Raw genomic sequence first — 21,208 nt, 5'->3', positions numbered from 1 at the left:
TGCCTCTATCGCGTCGTTCAATCAGCACGCGGGAGATCCAACCCCGCCTGCCGCCACTGATCCAGGACTTCTCGCTTGGCGACCTTGCCGGCCGCGTTCGTTGGCAGCGCCTCGGAGCGAAGCCACCAGCGGGACGGTACTTCATGCCGCCCAAGCACCGCGGCAGCATGGGTGCGCAGGAGTTCGGCCGTAACGGCCGTACCGGGCCTTAAGACAACGACGGCGCCGACTTCCTCACCAAGGTCGGCGTGCGGAAGTGGCACGACCGCTGCTTCGACCAAATCGCCGTGTTGCAGAAGACATTGCTCAACATGCGCGCATGCGATGTTCTCGCCGGCGCGAATAACGATGTCTTTGGAACGGCCAACCAGGTACAGGTAGCCCTCGGCATCGAGCCAGCCGCGGTCGCCCGTGGCAAACCATCCGTCCGGATCGGTCATCGGCTCAGGGTTGCGAAGGTATCCACGGGTCATCGTGGCGGTGCGCACCATGATCTCCCCTACCCCCCTTTCGTCAGGGGCATCGATCCGTATCTCGGCGAGGGGTAGCGGCCTGCCAACACAGCCTTTGGGCCGGCCTTCGATCTCCACGCTGGAGGCAGCCGCCACCACTCCACCAGCTTCCGTCATCCCATACAGGCTACCCACCCGCTTCTGCAGGGACGGGAACGCCTTCTGGATCTTGGCTCGAAGGTCGTCGGACAGCGCCGCTCCGCCCATTGGGATCGACCTCAAGCTGCTGGTATCGAACTTGCCAAACAGTTCGTGTTCCACCACGCGCGAGACCATCGTGGGCACACTGCCCCAAACGCGTACCTTTTCCTGATCGATGAGCGTCAGCACTGTAACCGGATCGAAGCGCCCTTCCAACATCACAAGGGTGCCTCCGGTCAGCAGGGTGGTCGTCGCAATCTGGATGCCGCCCATGTGGAACAGAGGCATCGTTAGCAGACTGACGGTCCCCGTCGCCCCAGGCGCGAGTTCGTCAGGCAGGCGTCCGGTCAGGACCAGAAGATTCTGGATATTGGCGATGAATGACCGGTGCGAGATCACCACCGCCTTGGCGTCGCCCGTGGTGCCGGAGCTGAACATGATAACGGCGGTCTCGTCCTCCATGTCAGGCGCAGGCTCCAGGCATGGCAACGCCGCAGTCGTGTTGCGCAAGGCCGCGCCAATCTCATCGAAGGAAGCGGTCAACCACGGCCCCCGGGGCGACGCCGTCGCCCTGTCCGTAATGAGCAGCGCCGGTTCAGCCAGCTCCGCGCAAGCTTGCGCCTGTGCATTGCCCCACATTGCATTACCAAGGACTGTCACGCCGCCAAGACATTGCACCGCCCAGAACGCAAGCAGCCACTCCAGGCTGTTATGGCCCAGCAACATCACGCTCGTCCTGCGGCCAATCCCCTGCGCGGCCAGGAAGCCGGCGACGCGCCGTACGGCGCATTCGAATTCCCGGGTGCTCAGGCGCAGTTCACCTTGCACAATGAATGGACGGTCTGCCCAGCGGCGCGCGTCGAGCAGAAACTCGGCCAGTGACGTCGGACGATATGTATAGACCAGTGTTGAGTGGTTCTCAACTCTTGCTCTCGCGACGTCGCGAGACCAGCGTCGTGGGGTGATCATAGGAGTGGTACCAATGCAGACGACTAGGTTGACGGGAGTCCAGCCACCAGGCCTCGACATCCGGGGTCGAGGCCATGGCCCCACGCGGTACCGACCATTGACCGGGATACCCCGATGCTGATCGCACATCGCATGGGTAGTAGTAGACCCCGTGCGCTGGTGGCGATCAACACAGCGGAGCGAACAAGAGTACTTCGTCAGGCGAGAGATGCAGCGCGTACCGGATTGGGCGACGTGATTTCGCCGACCGGGGATCGCGCCCTACAGACGTTGCGCGCGCCTGCCTGCCGGCGCCTGCGCGGCTTCGTCCAGGCGCGGCTGGCTCACGGTCATGCCACTCCAGCCCACGGGAAGCACGCGGGACAGGAACTCGACGAACGCCTTCACTTTGGCGTTCCGGCCCTGTGCTGGCGGGTAGACCGCGTACAGGGTCTGCCCGCGCGCGACGTACCCGGTCAGGACCTGTTCAAGGCGCCCGACGCTGACGTCAACATCGAACAGGATCGATGGGCCCTGGCCCAGCCCCAACCCGGCAAGAACCGCTTCCCGGTAGTTGTCGCTGTTGTCGAACGCCAGGTTGCCTTTCACGGGCACCAGGCGTTCTCCCTCCGGCGTCTGAAAGAGCCACGAGCGCCCGCCATGAAAGAGGTCCGCAGTCAGGCAGTTGTGGGACGCCAGATCCTCGATGCGTTCGGGTCGGCCGTAGCGGTCAAGATACTCCGGCGTCGCGCAGGTGACGCGCAGGTTCCGTGTCAGCGGGCGTGCGACGAGCCGCGAGTCGGGCAAATCGCCGCCCCAGACGGCAATGTCCAGGCCGCGTCCGATCAGGTCGTGCTGCAAGCCGTCGGCTTGCGTGATCTTGAGATTGATTCCCGGGTACTGCGCAACGAACTCACTGAGGCGTGGCACCACGTGCAGCCGCGCCACGATCAGCGGAAGCTGGACATGCAGCCGGCCGACCGGATCATCGCAGGCACGTTCCAGCTCCTGTTCCGCCTCCTCCATGGAGGAAAGGATTTCGCGGCAGCGCACAAAATACGCCTCGCCCGCCGGCGTCAAAGCAAGCTTTCGGGTATTGCGCACGAGCAGCGGCACGCGCAATTCCTGCTCCAGGCTTGCGATCCGCCGGGTCAGAATGGACGCCGTCACGCCGAGCTGGCGAGCGGCCGCCGAGAAGCCTCCCCTTTGCGCAACGGCGACGAAGGATTGAATAGCTGCGAACTTATCCACTAACCTTTGCTCCTGCGCCCAGTACTGCACTGCACTGTGCGCACGACATCCAGGCCAATTAGCGTCCCTTGAATTGCGGCGCGCGCCGCTCGGCGAATGCCTTGCAACCTTCGACAAAGTCCTCGCTCGCGAAGCAGGCAGCAATAGATTCGTCCCAACGCTCAGTATTCCAGTCCGCGGATGACCTGTCCAGATCACGGTCTATCAGCTTGATTGCCCGGACAGTCAGGGGTGCTGCGGCGGCAATGGAGGCGGCCACGCTCCCGGCTTCCGCAGCCAGGTCCCCATCGGGCACGACCGTGTTGACAAGTCCAATGCGCAGCGCTTCCGAAGCAGAGAACTGGCGTCCGGTCAGGAGGATTTCCTTCATGAACGCCGGCCCGACGAGCGAACGGATCTTCGCCATGCTGTCACCCGGATAGCCAACTCCCAGCTTTACAGCAGGAATGCCAAACCGCGCCGTTTCCGATGCGATCCGAAGATCGCAACAACTCGCCAGCGCCAGCCCCCCGCCGAGGCAGTAGCCACGGATCACGGCCACGGTCGGCTTGGTACAGTCCCAGACTGCCCGGTAAGCCTGCAGCGCACTGCGCTCGACCGTGCGCACGGCATCGGCCTGCGACAAGCGGCTGTTGAACTCGGCGATGTCGGCGCCGGACATGAAGTCGCGTCCGCCGTCGCCCTCGATCAGAATGACCCGGATATCCGGGTCACCAGCGAGCGAATCCAGGGCCGGCGCCACGGCGCGCCACATCGAGTCCGTGCCTGCGTTGCGACGGGCGATATTGCTGAACACAATCCGCCCCGTCGCACCGTCGCGCTCGAAAATCAGGTGTCCCCTGTTCTCCATCATATGGTCCGGTTTTCGTTTCAAAGCGCCAGTCGCGCCAGGTATCCGCATCAAGGCCGGGTCATTGCTCGTCGCCCTCGACCTCGATGGCGAACTCAGGGCAGTTTGCCCAGGCAAGCAGCGCCTCTTCCTTCAGGGCCGGCGGCACATCGCCACTTCCCCTGACGCGCGCATAGCCGTCCTCCCCAACGATGAACAGTTCCGGCGCCGCCCGGACGCAGTTCTGATGCCCTTTGCATCGTGCCGATTCAATTCGAATTTTCATGCTCACTCCGTAGTCTGTGGTCAGGTTGGCGCGCTCGTCCACGATCACACCACGTGACGCTCGCGCAAGTCCGAGATCTGTTCCGCGCTATATCCCAGTTCCATCAACACCGCTTCGGTATGTTCGCCTCGCCCAGGCGTTGCCGTGCGCATCTGGCTTGGCGTGCGCGACAGCGTGTACGGCTGCGCCACGACCTTTATCTCCTGAAGCTCCGGATGCCGCAGGGATACGGCCATGCCCAGATGCTGCGTTTGCCGGTCCTCGAATACCTCGTCCATCCGGTAAATGGGGCCACAGGCAACGCTCGCCTGCTCGAAGGCCCGGATCCATTCGGAACTTGTCTTGCGCCTCGTGTATTGCGCAAGCTCGCCTTTCAACGCCTCCCGGTTCTTTGTGCGCAATTCGTTGCTGCCATACTCGGCCCGCCCGAGCAGCTCGGGCGCCCCGATCGCGTTGCACAAGCGCCGCCACATCTCCTCGCCTGCCGTGGCAATGTTGATATGGCCATCGGCGGTCGGGAACACGCCGGTTGGCGTCGCAGTGGGATGATCGTTGCCTGCCGGCTCCGGCACCTCACCGTCCATCAGCCATCGTGCCGCCTGGTAGTCGGTCAGCGCGATCATGCCCTGCAACAGGGAGGTCTGCACCCATTGCCCACGGCCCGACACTTCACGCTCGAGCAGGGCCGTCATGATGCCGAGCGCCGCGTACAGGCCGACACCGGTATCCGCCAGCGAGATCCCGGTCCGCAACGGCGGCTGCCCCTTTTCGCCGGTGATCGCCATCAGCCCGCCCATGCCCTGCACAATCTGGTCGTAGCCCGGCCGGTCGGCATACGGGCCGTCCTGCCCGAAGCCCGAGATGCTGGCGTAGACGAGCCCGGGATTGCTGCGCTGCAAGGTTTCATAGTCCACCCCAAGCCGGGTCTTCACGCCTGGCCGGAAATTCTCCACCAGCACGTCAGCGGCCTCGACCAGCCGCTGGAGAATCCGCACGCCTTCCGGATCCTTGAGGTTGAGCGTGATGCTGCGCTTGTTGCGATGCAGGTTCTGGAAATCCGAGCCGAGGCGGTCCCCGATCCAGCCGTCGCTGACGTCAAGCGCCTCCGGGCTTTCAATCTTGATGACATCCGCTCCCCAGTCCGCCAGCTGCCGTACCGCCGTCGGGCCCGCTCGCAGGCGGGTGAGATCGAGTACACGAAAGCGCTCGAGCGGGCCCTGCCGATTGGAGGCACTCATGACGCGGTACTCCCCATGGCTGTGCCGGGCAGCGGGCTGAAGGCCGGCGGCCGCTTGTCCTTCATGGCCCGCATAGCTTCACTGAAATCCGGCTGTTTCATCAACTGCCCCATCAGTTCCCGGGAATCCTCGATCGCGGCGCCCGCGTCGTGCCTCATGAGGTCGGCGTAGAGCTGACGCTTGGCCGTTTTCACGGCCACCGGCGAGGTCGAGTCCGCCAGTCCGCGCGCGATCCGGAGGACTTCCTCCTCAAGGGTTTCACGCGGCATCACGCCGTTGAGGAACCCCATGGCGCGTGCCTCTTCCGCCAGGAACACGCGCCCTGACAGCAGAATGTCGGCACTGTGGGTCAGGCCCACGATACGCGGCATGATCCAGGACAGCCCGAATTCGGCAGGCAGCCCTAGCCGTGGCGTTGAGGTCGTGAGCTTGGCGCCTGCCGCGGCATAGCGAAGGTCGCAGTAAGCGGCGAGCGCGACGGCGATGCCGGCGCAGGCCCCGTTGATGGCGGCAATGACGGGCTTTTGCAGGCCCCAATGCCAGATCAGCTCGTGCTCGTACTCTGGGCGTACGCCGTGACCCGGCGTTGCCATCACGTCATTCCTGAAGCTTTCGAGATAGTCCTGATCGGACTCACGGTAATGGTCCAGCGCCTTCGTGTCAGCGCCGACGCAAAACTGCTGGCCGGCGCCGGCGACAACAATCACACGCACGCGCGGGTCGTCATCCAGGCATGACATCAGCCAACGATACTCGGCATTCATGCGCGTAGTCCAGGAATTTCCGCGCCCGGGGCGGTTGAGCCGAACCAGGCCGACGCCGTTGTCGACGCTCAGTTGGGTGACATGCAGTTCCACGCTGTCTCCTTATCAGGGTGATGGGCAATGACGCGCAGGTGGGCGGCGTCGTTGCCGGCCGGGCCTCGCCTCAGTCGGCATCCCGATGGTTCATGTCGCGCAGCTTGAAAGTCGCGGTTGTGCCAGACTCCCTGCGCTCGCGCAGGAAGTTGAACTCGTCGCTCTCGAACCTCAGGTTCGTACCGAGCGTGTGGCCGACAAAACCGCGTGTGAACTGGGCCGCGCAGCCCAGGCTTTCCAGCGCCATCTGGTGCATGGCCTTGCCCGTCACCAGGGCGTCGCGCGGGTGCTTGGCGATACGTCCGGCCCAGTTCTCAACGGTAGTCTCCAGTTCAGCCAACGGCACCGCGCGATTGACCAGACCGAGCCGGCAAGCCTCGCTGCCATTGAAGCGCTCGCCCAGCAGCATGAGTTCCCGGGCAACCTTGGCGCCATACATCAGGATCTGCGAGTTCATGTGCCAGGTATTGCCGGCGAGACCAAAGCGCTGTTCCGCATGGCTGAAGCAGGCATCGTCCGCGGCAATCGCCAGATCCACCAACTCCACCAGGTAGATGCCCACGCCGGTGCAATGGCCATGGACCTGCGCGATGACCGGCTTGGCCGAATTCTGGAACGCCATGTAGCTCATGCCCAGGCGTCGGTCCCGCTGCAAGCGCGTTCTTTGGTTGGGGCGCCGCGGCTTGCCGCCGTCCGGGGTTAGCTCCAGCCCGTACGACTTGACGGCATCGTTGTAGTCGTGGCCTGCGCAGAATGAGGGCCCGTTCCCCTTCAGGATGATGACTTTGATGTCATCGTCGTACTCGGCATCCCGCAGGGCCGCAACCAGGTCGTCCATCTCATCGAAGCGCAGGGCATTGTGCTTCTCCGGCCGGTTCAGGATCAGTCGCGCCACCGGGCCGTCCTTTTCCAGGATCACTGTGCTGTTCAACGTCGTCTCCTTGTTCTGTATCCGCTGGGGCATCCAGGCGTCAAACTACCCGGATACGCACGTTCTCAGGACCACGGGCATTGCCCGCAGACCACTTGACCGCGCCGGATATGCGCTCAAAATTCGGAATCGCCTTGAGCCATTCCTCGATGGCGACGCGCATTTCCATGCGGGCGAGGTGGGACCCGAGGCACCGGTGCACGCCCACCCCGAAGGTCAGGTGTCGGTTACGCTTGCGATCAAGCTGCACTTCGTCTGGGTTCTCGAATACCGCCGGGTCGCGATTGGCCGCCGGGTAAGCCAGAATCACCCGCTCGCCAGCACCGATGCAGCGCCCCTTCAACTCCACTTCCTCGGTGGTGACGCGCGCGATAGACAGCGGCGCGTAGAAGCGAAGCAACTCCTCCACCGCAGTCGTCCTCAACAGGCCTGGCTCATTGATCAGCGTCGCCCGGTCGGCCGGGTGATCAGCCAGATGGTTTAGGCTCGCGTTGAGGGCGTTCCACGTGGTATCGGCGCCCGCAAGGACGGCCAGCAGCAGACTACCGATACGGTGCTTGCGCGAGATCGGCTTGCCGTCGATGGTGGCCAGTGCGATATGGCTGACGAGGTCTTCGCCCGGGTCCTGCTCCCGCTCTTTGAGCAATTGCTCAAGATCCGCGAAGGCTTCATCGAACGCCGCTTTGCGCAACTCCTGGTCGAAGGGTCCATACTTCAGGACCCGGATTGCCCAGTCCATGAAGCGCTCCTGACGGTCGTCGGGTACGTCGAGGAAGCGTGTCAGCAATGACAGGACGAAGGGCTTGGAGTAGTCCTCGCCAAGGTCCCCTTCGCCTTTGACGGCGACCCGTCGCGCCAGGTCGCGCGCGAGACTCTGTGCGTACGGCTCGATGGCTGCAACGCGCGCCGGCGTGAAGTAGGGCTCGAGCAGGTCACGGTGGATCTTGTGATCCGGCGGGTCGCTGGTCAGCGGTGGCAGCACCAGGCCCGAACCTTGCGGCGGCACTTCGCCCGCAATTTCCGCGGCGCGCGATGAGAACACGGCGGGATTCTGGGCGACGTGGTGGATGTCGTCGTATGTGGTCGGCAGCCAGGAGCCGCCCCACTTTTCGCTATGCGCCACCGGGCACCCGCTGGAGCGGATGTCGCGCCACAAGACATGCGCCTCCTGCACATAGTGGTCGGAGAGAAGGTCGTACCCGTCATGGGGTAGTGCGTGCGGTTTGGTGTCGGTCACCTGGGATCTCCTGGAAAAGGTCAGTAGGTTTCAACGTGATAGCGTCCGCTGGCCAACAGGCTTTCCCGGACCATTGGCCATGCGGAAGCGCCATCGCCGCCGAGAGCATCCGCGAAGGCCTCCTCCACGCCGGCTTCCATGCCCTTGCGGCCACACAGGAACACATGCGTGAGCTCGTCCTGCAGAAGCGCACGGATCCGCCTGGCGGCAGCCCGGATCCCGTCCTGCACATACATGCGGGGCTCGTCCGGTTGGCGCGAGAAGCAAAAGTAGTGCTCGACAAAACCATCCGGCAAGCCGTTCTCCTCACCGGAATAAGGCAGTTCCACAGGCCGGCGGCCGCCGAAGAACAGCATCAGGCTGCCGCTGGCGTCGCGCATGCTGCGTAGGCGATGCTGGATGAAGCCGCGGAACGGCGCGACGCCTGTGCCGGTGCAGACCATGATCAGGTTGGCAGAGCTTTCCATGGGCATCAGGAAGGTATCGCCCAGCGGGCCCACGACCCGCACCGTCTCACCAGGGACCAGGCCGCACAGATAGTTGGAACACAGGCCGCCCGGCTTGCGGCGCACCGTCAGCGCCACGGTGCTCGTGCCTCGCCGCTCTCCGGTTCGTGCGCTCGCGACCGAGTACAGCCGCTCGATATGCGGGCGCCCGTTGGCATCGAGGCCGGGCGGCAGGATGCCAATGCTCTGACCCTCCAGGACTGGCATCGCCTGGTTGCCGAAATCCAGCACGATGTGCCAGACATCATCGTCCGCATCCAGCGCCGTGGCCCGCTCGCGCAATGTCACCGTGGCAACGGCCGGTGCTGCCCGGCTGTAAAGGTGCAGCGCCGGCGTGCTCGCCGACGCAGGCGCTCTCACGAGGACCGGACGCTCAGTGGCACCAGTCTCGGTGTCCGATTGCATCGGCGGCGGCAAGTCCTGCCACGAGAGCTGCTGCGCAAGCGTGTACGGCTGCTGCACCGCGTACCAGTGATTGATTGCACCCGTTGGGCACGGCGGAACGCATGCACGGCAATGGTTGCAGCGCTCGGCATCAACCACGTAGTTGTTGTGGTCGTGGGTGATCGCGCCGACCGGGCAAGACTCCTCGCAGCTGTTGCAGCGTATGCAGATGGCCGGATCAATCAGGTGCTGCGAGATCGATGTTGGCGTGGGAAGCGTCATGGCTGTTCCTATTGGTTGGCGGCGCCGACGTGGCGAGGTGACGTTGCGCGTAACCTCATGGCCGCACGATGGCCCTACCGCCGGCCTCCGTGGCGCAATGCGCCATGGCCTCGTTGACCTGGTCCAGCGAATAGATGACCGACGCGAGGTTGTCCAGCTGCAGCTTGCCCGCGCCGTAGAGGTCTACCAGCCGCGCAATGTCGCGGCGCACGTTAGCGGAGCCATAGAGCGAGCCACGGATGGTCTTCTCGGTGAGAACCAGGCCGCCGAACGCGGATATGTTCACCACCACGTCCTTGCCCGGCGCACTGACGATCACGGCGCGACCGCCTCGCCTGGTCATCCGTATGGCGTCGTCGATGGATTGCTGGCGCCCAGCGACTTCCAGAGCGACCTCAACGCCGCGCCCGCCGGTCAGCGCGCGTACCTTCTCCACCAGGCTGGGCCCTGGCTGGAGCTGATGGGTCGCACCCACTGACCGCGCCAGCTCCAGGCGATCCGCGCGGGGATCGATAGCGATGATCATGCTGGCCCCGCTGATACGCGCACCCTGGATCGCATGCAAGCCGACACCGCCGCAACCGACGACGGCCACCGCCTCGCCGACTTCGACCCTCGCCGTGTTGACCGCTGCGCCCCAGCCCGTCATGACGCCGCAACCGAGCAATGCCGCCTGTTCCAGTGGCAGCGAGTCCGGGATCGGGACGACCGATGTGGCGGGTACGACAACCCGCTGCGCGAGCGTTCCCAGGCCGGCCATCTGGAATACCGGTGTGCCACGCCATGCAAATCGCGTCGTGCCGTCTGACATGGTGCCCTGCAGCATCGATGGCTGGCCCGACTCGCACAGCACTGGCTGGCCGTGGTTGCAATAGAAGCAGTTGCCACACTGGGCAAGCAGGCTGAGCACCACGCGATCGCCGAGCGACAGGCCCGACACATGAGATCCCATGCCTACGACAACGCCTGCACTTTCGTGTCCCAGGATCACCGGCAACGGCGTCGGCAGCACTGCCTGGTACACAGACAGGTCCGAATGGCACACGCCTGTCGCGGCAATTTCCACCATCACTTCGTTATCGTGTGGTTCATCCAGGTCCAGCAACTCCACCTGGAGTTCGCGGGCCTTCACCATCACGGCAGCCTGCACCTTCGTTCCCATCGCTTCGCCTCTTGTTTCCGGTCTTCAGTCGCTTGAAGTTTAGAGGCGGACGTCCGGGCGCATTACGCCGTTTCACGAAGTTCTTACTTGCTCAATTCGAGCAATTCCCGCCTTCCTTGCGTTACCGGGCCGGGCGCGCCATGTACCGCTGCACTGCGTCAGCGCGACGCTCGCTCGCCGGGCCATTCGGCAAGCGCGGGCGCTGCATATCGCGTTTTGCGAAGTTCTCATCTTCATCGGTTCCTGTTGGCCGGCCAGCGCGCCGTTCCTACACTTCCGAAACATGACCAGGGACGGCATGGTCCGCGCAATCCGCAAGGTCGTGCCACATGAACAACCACTAGACCGGAACGCCAATCCACTATGTACATTGAACCTTCCAACGCAGCCATCGCATCTGCTGCCGGGACCAACCCGCTTGCGCCCAAGAGCGAACTCCGCGACGTCTTCACCAACATTGCGCGTCAACGCCGGATTGCGGAATCCGACCTTCGCAAATACCTTGCAGACGTCGACCCTGCCCTGCTGCTGGCGTCGCTTGTGCATATCACGCGCGACCCATCGCTGCTCAGCCGCTACGCGCCGGAACTGAAGATGCCGGACAAGGGCGATCTCATGCCTGGCGTGAAGGTCGTCGAAACGCTGAAGGGCTTTGCCCAGGTCGCCACCATCCCTGGGGCTATCCGGCAAGAAATGATCGAGCTGGCGGTTGCCGCGCTGGACAAGCCCGCCTCCGAACAGACGGAATACCTGTCCGGTTACGATCTGGCGCCCGATCTGTTTCTCAAGATGGCCGCGATGGTCACCGGCGAGCCGATCGATGCGGAGTTCGGCGACATGCTGCTCGAACAGGCCGGCTTCGTGCGCAACCTGCCAGTGCTGCCGCAGCGCGGCCGCCCAACCGAGCGGATCGAGCTGGCCATCATCGGTGCCGGCATGACTGGCATCGCGGCCGCCGTCCAGGCGAAGGACCGCGGCTTCCGCTACCGTATCTTCGATAGCAACAACAAGGTCGGTGGCGTATGGGCCGCAAACGACTACCCGGGCGTCGCGGTCGATACACCCGCCACGTATTACTCCCTGTCGTACGAGCTCAATCCGTCGTGGAGCAACTATTACCCGGTGGGCTCCGAGTACCTGCGCTATCTCGAAGGCGTCGTCGAGAAGCACAACCTCAGTGAATGCATCGAGCTCGAGAGCGAAATCCTGAAGATCCAGTGGATCGAAGAAGACCAGGAGTGGGAGCTGATGGTTGTCAAGAAGGGGCGCGAGGCATCGCGGGTGCGCGCCACGGCGGTCATGTCATGCCTGGGCCACCTCAACCGCCCGAACTATCCTGACCTGCAAGGCCGCGAGACGTTCAAGGGCGTATCGATCCACGCCAACCGCTGGAAGCATGACGTCGATCTGCGCGGCAAGCGGGTCGGCATCATCGGCACAGGAGCGACGGGCGTGCAGGTGATTGGCAAGATCTCACAGGAAGTGGACCATCTCACCGTCTTTATGCGCCAGCCGATGTGGATCATTCCCAACCAGGCGGGAGACGGGGATATCCCGCAAAGCAAGCGCTGGGCGCGCCAGCAACTGCCGTACTTCCTCCACTGGGACAGGCTGAAGTCGTACTGGACCTATAGCGACAAGGTCGGATATCCGATCGTTCGCGCGGATCCCGAATGGGCGAAGACGCACGTCTCCATCTCGCCGGCCAACGACCGCCTGATGCAGTTCTGCATCAACTACATCAACTCGTGTTTTGGCGAGGGTAGCGAACTGGCCCGGAAGCTGACGCCGGACTACGCACCGCTGGGCAAGCGCAGCGTGCGCGACCCGTACGACTTTGCCCCCGGCGGCTTCTACTATGCGCTGTCGCAGCCGAACGTGGACATCGAGACCAGCAAGCTGGCGCGCGTGGTGCCGGACGGCATCCTGACCGTGGACGGCAAGCTGATCGAGCTCGACGTCATCATCTACGCGACCGGGCTGACCCTCGACTGGCTGTCGCCGATCGAGGTGGCGGGACGCAACGGGGTACGGCTGTCCGACGTCTGGCGCGACAACAATCCGTCCTCGTACCTGGGCGGGATGGTGCCGAAGTTCCCCAATCTCTTCATCAACTCTGGCCCGCATACCGGGGCCGGACATGCCGGCGGGCACAACTTCATGGCGGAGGTCGTCAACCACTACGCGATGGAATGCCTGCAGATGCTGGTGGAGGAGGATGCCCGCTCGCTGGAGGTGACCCAGGAAGCGTTTGATGAACACAACCGCAAGCTCGACGAGAAGATGACGGGGGCGATCTGGGCCTGGGAGCGACGTGCCCACACCTATTACACCAACCAGAAAGGGCGGCCCATCCTCCCGACGCCATGGCGCCACGTGGACTTCTGGCGCATGACCCGCGAGCCCAGGAAGGAAGCCTTCATCCTGCGCTGATGCAGTGCCGTCGGCGCCCCGCCGCCCGGACGCCTGCCTGCCGGCAGCCCTCCGGCGCGGGGTTTTAGACCAGTCAAGGTAACGGGAACTTAGAGCATGAACCGCGGTTTGATACTTGGGGGCGGTGGCGTCCTCGGCCTCGCCTGGGAGATTGGCGTGCTCCACGGGCTTGCGTCTGGCGGCATTGACCTGCTCGGCGCAAGCGAAGTCATCGGGACATCGGCCGGCGCCTTTGCCGGCTGCGCACTCCTTGACCCGAGGGGCATTGCATGGGCGTACGCGCGGCAGGCCGCTGCGAGCGTACAAGAGGTGCCGGTCGCCTCATCCTCGGATGTCATCCAGACCCTGTCAGCAATGCTGAAGGAATGCGCCGGCGACGCGGCCCGCGCCGGACGGCGCATCGGCGAGTTTGCGCTGGCGGCATCATCCGTCGCGGTCCGGCAACGCCTGGCTGTCGTGCGCGACCGGCTCGACCGCGATGACTGGCCGTCCGACCGGCTGATGCTCACCGCCATCGACGTGGACAGCGGCGAGCTGCACCTGCTTACCAGCGACTCGGGCATCGACCTGGTGCACGCCGCCGCTGCCAGCGGTGCGGCGCCGGGAATCTGGCCCGTGATCTCCGCCGGCGGCAAACGTTGGGTGGACGGCGGCAGCGTATCGGTCACCAATGCCCACCTGGCACGCAGATTCGGCCAGTGCATCGTTATTTCGCCCCGGCCGGGCAACCTGACCGGCATCACCGTGCAGTCCGAGATCGACGCCTGCGGCAAGCGCGACGATGCCGTGCTCATTGTTCCCGACTCGCGCAGTGAGGCCGCGATCGGTCAGAACAACTTCGACCCGAGCCGGCGCCAGGTGGCAGCCGAGGCAGGGAGACGACAGGGTGAACGACTCGTCCGCGACATGCCGGACGCATGGCGGGTGTACTGACGTGATGGGCCCGGCGGTGGCAGGCATCGTTCACGCGACACCGCCGGGCTGTACAGAAACTTCGGGGAACAATATGACAACCGAAAACGGGGACAAGGCGCCCGGTCCGTGCGCAGGATTGCGCGTGCTGGAATTCGCAACGATGGTTGCCGGGCCGTTCGCCGGCCAGATGCTGGCTGATCTTGGGGCCGAGGTCATCAAGATCGAACCCATCAGTGGCGATCCTATGCGCAAGGGACACCCGCAGCACGAGGGGGTAGCGGCCGGATTCGCGCTGTTCAACGGTGGCAAGCGAAGCATGTGCATCGACCTGAAGTCCCCTTCGGGACAAGCGCTGGCGCGCGAGCTGGCGTTGACTGCCGATGTGCTGATTGAAAACTTCCGCCCGGGTGTGATGGCGCAATTCGGTCTCGGGCATGAAACCCTTTGCCAGGCCAATGCAAAGCTCATCTATGCGTCAATCAATGGCTTCGGCGTCGACGGACCGTATGCCGCACGGCCCGCATACGATCACGTGGTTCAGGCGCTGAGCGGGACCATGCCGGGCATCGGCAGCCAGGACCAGCCCGAGCCGGTCCGCAATTCGGTCGTCGACAAGATTACCGCTGCCACCGCCGCACAGGCGATCCTGGCCGCGCTCGTCCACCGCGAGCGCAACGGCGGCAAGGGCCAGCGGGTGTGCGTGTCGCTGCTGGACGCCTACGCCGCCTTCATGCTGCCGGATCTGATGGTGAACCACTACTTCCAGACGCCAGGTATCGGTGCGCGCGCCCTGCCCAACACCTACTTCCCGATCCGGACCTCGGACGGCCACGTCATGGGCCATATCTTCACCGACGAGCAGTTCAGGAATCTCTGCCAGATGTTTGACCGCCTGGACCTGATCGACGATCCGCGCTTCGCAGGCGTGAAGGAGCGCCGCGATCACTGTGAGGCAATGTGGGATGAAATCCGGCAAAGCGCGCGGCGGCTCGACACCGCCGCCATCGAGCTGCTTGCCGAGAAGCACAGCGTCCCGCTTGGACGCGTCAACGACCTGGACGGGTTCTTCGCCGATCCGCAGGTCCGGCACAACGGCACGTACTCGGACGATGACGATCCATTGCTCGGAAGGGTGCGTCAACTACGGTCCCCCATCCGCCTTGCACTGACGCCAGCGGCCAGCCGCGGCCGGCCGCCCCTGCTCGGGGAGGACACCGGTGCACTCCTCGCGGGCCTGGGCAAGACGGCATCGCAGATCGACCAGGCCTTTGCAAGCCACGTGGTCTCCGGCCGCATGGACGAGGCGGATGGCGCAGGCAAGTCCGCCGTGGGAGCACAAGCATGAGCGGCCCATTGAAAGGCGTCAGGATCATCGAGTTCGGCGCGATCGGGCCAGCACCGTTCGCCTGCATGATGCTGGCCGACAACGGCGCGGACGTCATCCGCGTGGCGCGGCATGTATCGGCCTGGCGGCAAGGCATCATGGATGCAAGCAAAGATGTTCTGGCACGTTCGCGCCGCGTCGTGCACCTTGACCTCAAGACGCCCGAAGGCGTGCGCGAGGCCCGCGCGCTCGCAGCCGACGCGGACGGCATCGTCGAGGGCTACCGCCCCGGCGTCATGGAAAGACTCGGGCTCGGCCCCGAGGTCTTGCTGGCAGACAACCCGCGGCTGGTGTACGGGCGCATGACCGGATGGGGCCAGGACGGACCGCTCGCACAGCGTGCCGGGCACGACATCAACTACATCGCGCTCGCCGGTGCATTGCATGCATTCGGGCGCGAAGGCGGCAAGCCAACGCCACCCGCCAACCTGGTCGCCGACTTCGGCGGCGGCGGGATGCTGCTTGCGTTTGGCATGGTCAGCGCCATCCTGCATGCACGCACCACGGGGGAGGGCCAGGTGGTGGACTGCGCCATGCTCGACGGCACCGCGTTGCTGATGAGCATGATGTGGTCGCTGCGTTCCGCCGGTGTGTGGCGCGACGAGCGTGGCGTCAATCTGCTCGACACTGGCACGCATTTCTACGAGACGTATGAGACCAGCGATGGCAAGTACCTCGCCATCGGCGCAGTTGAGCCCGAGTTCTATGCGCTCCTGCGGGAAAAGCTAGGTCTGGCCGACGACCCGGACTTCGACCGCCAGCGGGACCCGAAAGCCTGGCCGGATCTCAAAAGCAGGCTTGCCACGATCTTCAAGACCCGCAGCCGCGAAGAATGGTGCCGCATCTTCGACCCCACCGATGCCTGTGTCACCCCGGTACTGTCGATGAGCGAGGCGCCCGATCACCCGCACGCCCGCGCGCGCGGGGTATTCACGACCATCGACGGTGTCGTCCAACCCAGCCCGGCGCCGCGCTACTCGCGCACCGTGAACGATACGCCCAGGATGCTTCGCCCTCAACAGGACGATCGCGACGCGATCCGCCCGGGCGTCGCACAGCTCCATGTGCAAGCGACCGATCAACCAACAACTGAGGGACAAGCGAAATGAGCAAGATTGCATTTATTGGTCTTGGCAATATGGGCATGCCCATGGCCCTGAACCTTGTCCGTGCGGGCCACAACGTGCGGGGATTCGATATCTCGGAAGCCGCATTGGCCAGCTTCGCTGAACAGGGAGGGCAATCACATCGCTGCGTGGCATCGGCGGTCGAGGGTGCGTCGATCGTGATTTCCATCGTGAGAAATGCCGATGACGTGAAGAAGCTGTACTGCACGGCAGGCGGTGTCCTGGACGTCGCAACGCCGGGAGCCCTGCTGATCGAGAGCTCAACCATCGGGCCTGCCGCCGCACGTGCTGTCGCCGCGGAAGCGGCGCAAGCCGGCTTTCCGATGCTGGATGCTCCTGTGGCCGGCGGCCAGGCAGGCGCCCGCGATGCCCGGCTGACATTCATGGTCGGCGGCGACCGCACGGCCTTCGGCCGGGCTGAACCAGTCCTGGGACAGATGGGCGCCAGGATCTTCTATGCCGGGGACAGCGGCAATGGCCAGATTGCCAAGCTGTGCAACAACCTGATTGCGTGCGTCAGCAGCGCCGTCGTCTCGGAAGCCTTCATCCTGGGCCGCAAGCTCGGCATGGACTATCAGACGATGTACGACATCATCACGCAGTCTACCGGCCAGTGCTGGACCCTCTCGCACAACTGCCCGGTGCCGGGCCCCGTACCGTCGTCGCCCGCCAGTCGCGATTACGTCCCCGGATTTGCGGCGGATCTGATGCTCAAGGACCTCTCCCTCGTCGCGTCTGCCGCCAGTGAGGTGGGCGCCGCGACGCCGTTTGGCGCCAGGGCCATCCAGCTGTATCGGCAGCTAAGCGAATCTGGCCTTGGCGCCCGCGATTGGACCGTGGTTGCCAGGTTGATCGAAAACAGCGCTTCTCTCAATTAATGCTGCATAGCCCAGGAGACCTCTGTGTCAGCTAACCCCCTCCATCCCAATCTCAACGCGGAAGATCTGGCCCTAGCCCTGAGCGGGCACAATTTCATCGACGGCGAGCTTGCGCCCGCACGCTCGGGCAGGACGTTCGCCGTGATCAATCCCGCCACCGGCCGCAAGATCGCGGATGCGCCCTTCAGCGTTGCCGATGACGTGGATGTCGCCGTCCATGCCGCGCAGCGCGCCCAGCGCGAATGGGCCAATACACCGGCGCGCAGGCGCGGTGCCCTGGTCATTGAATGTGCCCGGCTGCTGGCCTCGCACGTCGAGGAGCTGGCACGGCTCGTGACGCTCGAGACCGGCAAGGCGATTCGGACCGAAAGCCGTCCCGAAGCGGAAGGTATCGCCGACATGCTGCAGTACTACGGCGGCCTGGCCCCGGAGCTGAAGGGCGAGACCGTGCCCCACCGGCCGGATGTCCTGACGCTCACCGTGCGGGAACCGCTCGGCGTCGTTGGCGCGATTTTGCCCTGGAACGCGCCAATGTACATCCTGGCGATGAAAATCGGACCCTCGCTCGTGGCCGGTAACACTGTCGTGGTGAAGTCTGCCGAGGAAGCACCCCTGGCAGTGTTGCGCGTGTGCCAGATCCTGAGCCAGGTGCTGCCCAAGGGTGTCCTCAACGTGGTTGCCGGCTACGGCCCTGAATGCGGCGCGCCGCTGGTCTCGCATCCCGGTGTGCACAAGGTCACTTTCACCGGCTCGGTGGAAACAGGCAAGATCATCTACAAGACAGCGGCCGACAAGCTGATCCCCGTCACGCTCGAGCTTGGCGGCAAGAGCCCGATGATCGTCATGCCCGACGCTGACCTGGATCAGGCTGCCGCCGGCGCGGTGGCCGGCATGCGGTTCACCCGCCAGGGCCAGAGCTGCTCGGCCTCCAGCCGGATGATCGTGCACGAGTCGGTGCATGACGCATTTGTCGGCAAGGTGAAGGCACTGGTCGATGCCATGAAGATTGGCGATCCGATGGACGAGGCCACGGACATCGGCACTATCATCTCGCCAGCCCAGTACGACAAGGTGTGCGGATACATCGAAGCGGGACGATCCCTGCCCGGCACAACCGCGGTGGAATGCTCGACATTGCCAGCAGACCCGGCGCTGGGAGCCGGACTGTTCATCCGCCCTGTGATGTTCACCGGCCTGACCAATGATAGTAAGCTGGCGCGCGAAGAGATCTTCGGTCCGGTCGTCTGCGTCATAAAATTCTCGAGCTACGGGGACGCGTTGGCGATGGCCAACGACACAGACTACGGCTTGACGGCGTCAGTCTGGACTCGGGATCTGAAGACGGCGATGGATGCCAGCCTGAGGCTTCAGGCCGGCTTCGTCCAGGTGAACCAGAATCTCGTTGCCCAGCCTGGCCTCTCGTATGGCGGCTACAAGAATTCCGGCTTGGGCAAGGAGGCATCGCTTGAGGCAATGCTGGACCACTTCACACAGATGAAGACCATCCTCGTGAATCTCGCATAGCACCAGCGGCGCCGCAGGCGCCGCTCTGCCCCAGAAAATCATTAAGGAGACACCGGTCATGAAAAATTCGATTGCGCTGCTGTTCTGTGCCTTGGTCACGACAGTCTCGATGCCGTCTCACGCCAATGACAGCACGACGCCCCGTCGCCTCATCGTTCCCTATACCGCGGGCGGAGGCAGCGACACGCTTTCCAGGGCAATCGGCCAGAAGCTTTCTCAGGTACTGGGCGAACCTGTTGTCGTTGAGAACCGGCCCGGGGCAAACGGCTACATTGCCGCTGGTGTTGTCGCCAAGAACCCACCAGACGGCCGTACCTTGCTTGTCGGCGGCAATGCGCTGATTATCGGGCCGATGTTGTACTCATCGCACAAGCTTAATGCGCTGAAGGATTTCACCCCTATTGCCAGTCTGGTCAGGGTGACTCTTGTACTGGTCAGTAGTCCGGGCCTTCCGGCCAACAATGGCCGGGAATTTGTCCAGATGGCGCGAAAAGAGAAAGACCTGAGCTATGCCTCGCCGTCGCCGGGCATCATGTTTGCGACCGAGCAAATCAAGGCGCTGGCCGGTGTCGACCTGATGCGCGTGTCGTACCGTGGCGCGCCGGAAGGCTTTATCGATGTGACTTCCGGCAGGGTATCCGTGATGTTTGACAGCGTTGCCGCAGAACTGCCAAACATCAAATCGGGCCGCGCCAAGCCTCTCGTGGTGACCAGCGACAACCGGCACCCGCTCCTTCCCGACGTTCCGACACTTGCTGAATCTGGCATCCCGGGCTACGTGGAGGACAACTATATCGGCATACTTGGTCCGGCCGGCATGGATCCGCACGTCGTCGATACACTAAACGCCGCATTGCTCAAGGTCCTGCGAGACCCTGAATTCAAGGCCTTTGCAGAGAGGCTGGGATTTCTCCCTTCACCTGCATCTCCCAAGGCCTTCCGGGATATGCTCGGCGCGACAACAACGCGGTACCAACAGATTGCCGATCATCTCGGCCTCAAGCCTGAATAGAGAAGCTGCATGCATTGGTGCGAATAGCCTGATGTGTCTGTCCCCAGACACATCGGCTCGGCGCCGCGCTGGGCGCGAGCAGTGCGGCGGTAGATGCGGGGTACGCGCGGATGAGATGCTAACCCGTGAAGCACTCTGCCAGCAGCTATCGGCGCTGGCCGACGCGGCGCTTAACCGGCGTGCGCCCAGCCGTGCCAGCCTGATCCGCGCGCACCTCCTGTCGCGACACCGCCAGGCTCGGGCATTGCTCGGCAGGTTGGTTCTGCTGCCATTCTCCGCCCTGTCAGCACACCTGGTGACAGAAGCGTTGGCAGTGCTCCAGGAACTCTACGCGCGGAAGGCCGATCATCTTCCCGACCAAATCACGATTCGACTTGGCCGCGCATGGCAACCCGCTCTGGAGGGACAGGACCGTCAGCGGGCCCTTGCCGCTTTCGAATGGGGGTCATCGTACTTTCCGTGCATTTTCTGGCGGTATGCACCGGAAATGGCCTATCTATCAAGAGCTTACAAATACGTTGTCGGCAGTGAATCATTGCTCTGAAAAAGCCATACTACAGGCGGGTCTGCGGTCTGCTACCGCCATCTTTTTCACGGAAAGTACGATGACCCCAACTACTGCAGCGTGTTTCGGCCGGACGACATCGACTTCCCCAACGTTATCGATGTCCGGGATGCCGTTTGGTTCGGACACTTTACGGCCATGCTTTATCGCGCCTGCCCGATGGTCAACCGGCATATCTTGAAGATCAGATCACGACCACGACGTTCGTGCGCTCAGCAAAGATCGGCCGTGTCCTTCTATCCCGGGACCTGCTGATGAGCACCGTAGTCATCGCGTTCAAACGGGGCACTCCGCTCCATCCGTAGCGTGCAAACAAGCCTTCATTGACACTTTCGCCTGGGCGCAGCGTGAGGAGTGGCCCCTCGGCCAGGCGCAAAACTGGAGCGGCTGGCGCGTGTACGTGGCGACCCGGCAGGCGCACCATAAAGCACTTGCCGAGTTTGCAGAATGGGGGCGGACCGGCCGCGCCCGCCAACCTGTCGTTCAGTACAAGAGATCGATTAGGAAACGCTCGGGCTTCTTGCCAATCCACGCGGGAGCCCTACCGCGCCCCGACCAGGTCTGGCCCGTCTTGGGGTTGCGGTACCTCGGAGGCGGCGCGGCCTTCGTCTTGGTCGGAACAGCGCGGGCAGCGGGCTCAACACTGGGCTTGCCCGCAATGTCCTCAATGCTGAGGTCGTAAGCCTGCATCAACTGCTGAATCTCCTCCACGACCTTTGGCACTTCCGCGGCTCGCAACTGCTCAAGTTGCGCATTGACAGATGCCAGTTGAGCGAGCAGTGAGGATTGGGACGGGCTTTGGGTTG

Annotated in this window: 19 protein-coding genes; 8 read left to right on the top strand and 11 right to left on the bottom strand. The window is 63.8% G+C overall.

The features are described 5' to 3' along the window. Positions 1-17 precede the first annotated feature (17 nt). The 10 genes from RM96_RS34570 to RM96_RS34525 all read right to left on the bottom strand — a co-directional run bounded on the left by RM96_RS34570 (position 18) and on the right by RM96_RS34525 (position 10,564). On the bottom strand, positions 18-1,622 hold the full coding sequence (locus RM96_RS34570) for a class I adenylate-forming enzyme family protein (protein WP_238587508.1): 1,605 nt from the start codon (positions 1,620-1,622) through the stop codon (positions 18-20). A gap of 261 nt (positions 1,623-1,883) precedes the next feature. After that, positions 1,884-2,852, bottom strand: a complete 969-nt coding sequence (locus RM96_RS34565) for a LysR family transcriptional regulator (protein ID WP_052279914.1) — start codon at positions 2,850-2,852, stop codon at positions 1,884-1,886. Positions 2,853-2,910: 58 nt separating this feature from the next. Beyond that, positions 2,911-3,702, bottom strand: a complete 792-nt coding sequence (locus RM96_RS34560) for an enoyl-CoA hydratase (RefSeq protein ID WP_039016278.1) — start codon at positions 3,700-3,702, stop codon at positions 2,911-2,913. A gap of 61 nt (positions 3,703-3,763) precedes the next feature. Beyond that, positions 3,764-4,009 carry a ferredoxin gene (locus RM96_RS34555; RefSeq protein ID WP_152624270.1) on the bottom strand — a complete coding sequence of 82 codons (246 nt, stop codon included), beginning with the start codon at positions 4,007-4,009 and terminating at the stop codon, positions 3,764-3,766. A gap of 2 nt (positions 4,010-4,011) precedes the next feature. Further along, positions 4,012-5,205: a CaiB/BaiF CoA transferase family protein gene (locus RM96_RS34550; RefSeq protein ID WP_039016263.1), complete on the bottom strand. Its 1,194-nt coding sequence runs from the start codon at positions 5,203-5,205 to the stop codon at positions 4,012-4,014. Continuing rightward, on the bottom strand, positions 5,202-6,062 hold the full coding sequence (locus RM96_RS34545) for an enoyl-CoA hydratase-related protein (RefSeq protein ID WP_039016262.1): 861 nt from the start codon (positions 6,060-6,062) through the stop codon (positions 5,202-5,204). Before RM96_RS34545 ends, RM96_RS34550 begins: the two co-directional genes overlap by 4 nt. Positions 6,063-6,132: 70 nt before the next feature. Then, entirely contained in the window at positions 6,133-6,993 is an 861-nt protein-coding gene (locus tag RM96_RS34540) for an enoyl-CoA hydratase/isomerase family protein (protein ID WP_039016261.1), read from the bottom strand. Between the two features lie 40 nt (positions 6,994-7,033). Continuing rightward, positions 7,034-8,230 (bottom strand): cytochrome P450, encoded by a 1,197-nt coding sequence (locus RM96_RS34535; RefSeq protein ID WP_039016260.1) that lies wholly within the window; start codon positions 8,228-8,230, stop codon positions 7,034-7,036. Positions 8,231-8,250: 20 nt separating this feature from the next. Continuing rightward, positions 8,251-9,402 carry a 4Fe-4S binding protein gene (locus tag RM96_RS34530; RefSeq protein ID WP_039016259.1) on the bottom strand — a complete coding sequence of 384 codons (1,152 nt, stop codon included), beginning with the start codon at positions 9,400-9,402 and terminating at the stop codon, positions 8,251-8,253. A 55-nt stretch (positions 9,403-9,457) separates the two neighbouring features. Beyond that, complete coding sequence (locus tag RM96_RS34525; protein ID WP_052279912.1) at positions 9,458-10,564, bottom strand: Zn-dependent alcohol dehydrogenase; 1,107 nt, start codon at positions 10,562-10,564, stop codon at positions 9,458-9,460. 363 nt (positions 10,565-10,927) lie between these two features. Between RM96_RS34525 and RM96_RS34520 the strand changes: the two genes are divergently transcribed. The 8 genes from RM96_RS34520 (at position 10,928) to RM96_RS34485 (ending at position 20,381) form a co-directional block, all read left to right on the top strand. Continuing rightward, positions 10,928-12,997: a flavin-containing monooxygenase gene (locus RM96_RS34520; RefSeq protein WP_052279911.1), complete on the top strand. Its 2,070-nt coding sequence runs from the start codon at positions 10,928-10,930 to the stop codon at positions 12,995-12,997. Between the two features lie 96 nt (positions 12,998-13,093). Further along, positions 13,094-13,930, top strand: coding sequence for a patatin-like phospholipase family protein (locus tag RM96_RS34515; protein WP_039016258.1), 837 nt, complete (start codon positions 13,094-13,096; stop codon positions 13,928-13,930). A gap of 73 nt (positions 13,931-14,003) precedes the next feature. Then, positions 14,004-15,257, top strand: coding sequence for a CaiB/BaiF CoA transferase family protein (locus RM96_RS34510; RefSeq protein WP_052279910.1), 1,254 nt, complete (start codon positions 14,004-14,006; stop codon positions 15,255-15,257). Next, positions 15,254-16,405, top strand: coding sequence for a CaiB/BaiF CoA transferase family protein (locus RM96_RS34505; protein ID WP_063926035.1), 1,152 nt, complete (start codon positions 15,254-15,256; stop codon positions 16,403-16,405). Before RM96_RS34510 ends, RM96_RS34505 begins: the two co-directional genes overlap by 4 nt. Further along, positions 16,402-17,301 carry a 3-hydroxyisobutyrate dehydrogenase gene (gene mmsB / locus RM96_RS34500; RefSeq protein ID WP_039016257.1) on the top strand — a complete coding sequence of 300 codons (900 nt, stop codon included), beginning with the start codon at positions 16,402-16,404 and terminating at the stop codon, positions 17,299-17,301. The genes RM96_RS34505 and mmsB overlap by 4 nt, the downstream gene beginning before the upstream one ends. 24 nt (positions 17,302-17,325) lie before the next feature. Beyond that, positions 17,326-18,825 (top strand): aldehyde dehydrogenase family protein, encoded by a 1,500-nt coding sequence (locus RM96_RS34495; protein WP_039016256.1) that lies wholly within the window; start codon positions 17,326-17,328, stop codon positions 18,823-18,825. Between the two features lie 58 nt (positions 18,826-18,883). Beyond that, positions 18,884-19,837 carry a tripartite tricarboxylate transporter substrate binding protein gene (locus tag RM96_RS34490; RefSeq protein ID WP_039016255.1) on the top strand — a complete coding sequence of 318 codons (954 nt, stop codon included), beginning with the start codon at positions 18,884-18,886 and terminating at the stop codon, positions 19,835-19,837. Positions 19,838-19,952: 115 nt separating this feature from the next. Further along, positions 19,953-20,381, top strand: a complete 429-nt coding sequence (locus RM96_RS34485) for a hypothetical protein (RefSeq protein WP_039016254.1) — start codon at positions 19,953-19,955, stop codon at positions 20,379-20,381. Positions 20,382-20,885: 504 nt separating this feature from the next. On the opposite strand, the gene RM96_RS34480 is transcribed toward RM96_RS34485, so the two are convergent. Then, positions 20,886-21,208 (bottom strand): H-NS histone family protein (locus RM96_RS34480; protein WP_238587507.1); only part of this gene is annotated, 323 nt, incomplete at its 5' end.

The organism is Cupriavidus sp. IDO, from assembly GCF_000812465.1.
GTDB lineage: Bacteria > Pseudomonadota > Gammaproteobacteria > Burkholderiales > Burkholderiaceae > Cupriavidus.
This window is presented reverse-complemented; position numbering and strand designations above follow the sequence as displayed.

Excerpts from the sequence above, each read along its gene's own strand:
- RM96_RS34570 (WP_238587508.1), bottom strand. The coding sequence starts at position 1,622 with ATGATCACCCCACGACGCTGGTCTCGCGACGTCGCGAGAGCAAGAGTT.
- RM96_RS34560 (WP_039016278.1), bottom strand. The coding sequence starts at position 3,702 with ATGGAGAACAGGGGACACCTGATTTTCGAGCGCGACGGTGCGACGGGG.
- RM96_RS34550 (WP_039016263.1), bottom strand. The coding sequence starts at position 5,205 with ATGAGTGCCTCCAATCGGCAGGGCCCGCTCGAGCGCTTTCGTGTACTC.
- RM96_RS34530 (WP_039016259.1), bottom strand. The coding sequence starts at position 9,402 with ATGACGCTTCCCACGCCAACATCGATCTCGCAGCACCTGATTGATCCG.
- RM96_RS34525 (WP_052279912.1), bottom strand. The coding sequence starts at position 10,564 with ATGGGAACGAAGGTGCAGGCTGCCGTGATGGTGAAGGCCCGCGAACTC.
- RM96_RS34520 (WP_052279911.1), top strand. The coding sequence starts at position 10,928 with ATGTACATTGAACCTTCCAACGCAGCCATCGCATCTGCTGCCGGGACC.
- RM96_RS34515 (WP_039016258.1), top strand. The coding sequence starts at position 13,094 with ATGAACCGCGGTTTGATACTTGGGGGCGGTGGCGTCCTCGGCCTCGCC.
- RM96_RS34510 (WP_052279910.1), top strand. The coding sequence starts at position 14,004 with ATGACAACCGAAAACGGGGACAAGGCGCCCGGTCCGTGCGCAGGATTG.
- RM96_RS34505 (WP_063926035.1), top strand. The coding sequence starts at position 15,254 with ATGAGCGGCCCATTGAAAGGCGTCAGGATCATCGAGTTCGGCGCGATC.
- mmsB (WP_039016257.1), top strand. The coding sequence starts at position 16,402 with ATGAGCAAGATTGCATTTATTGGTCTTGGCAATATGGGCATGCCCATG.
- RM96_RS34490 (WP_039016255.1), top strand. The coding sequence starts at position 18,884 with ATGAAAAATTCGATTGCGCTGCTGTTCTGTGCCTTGGTCACGACAGTC.
- RM96_RS34485 (WP_039016254.1), top strand. The coding sequence starts at position 19,953 with ATGCTAACCCGTGAAGCACTCTGCCAGCAGCTATCGGCGCTGGCCGAC.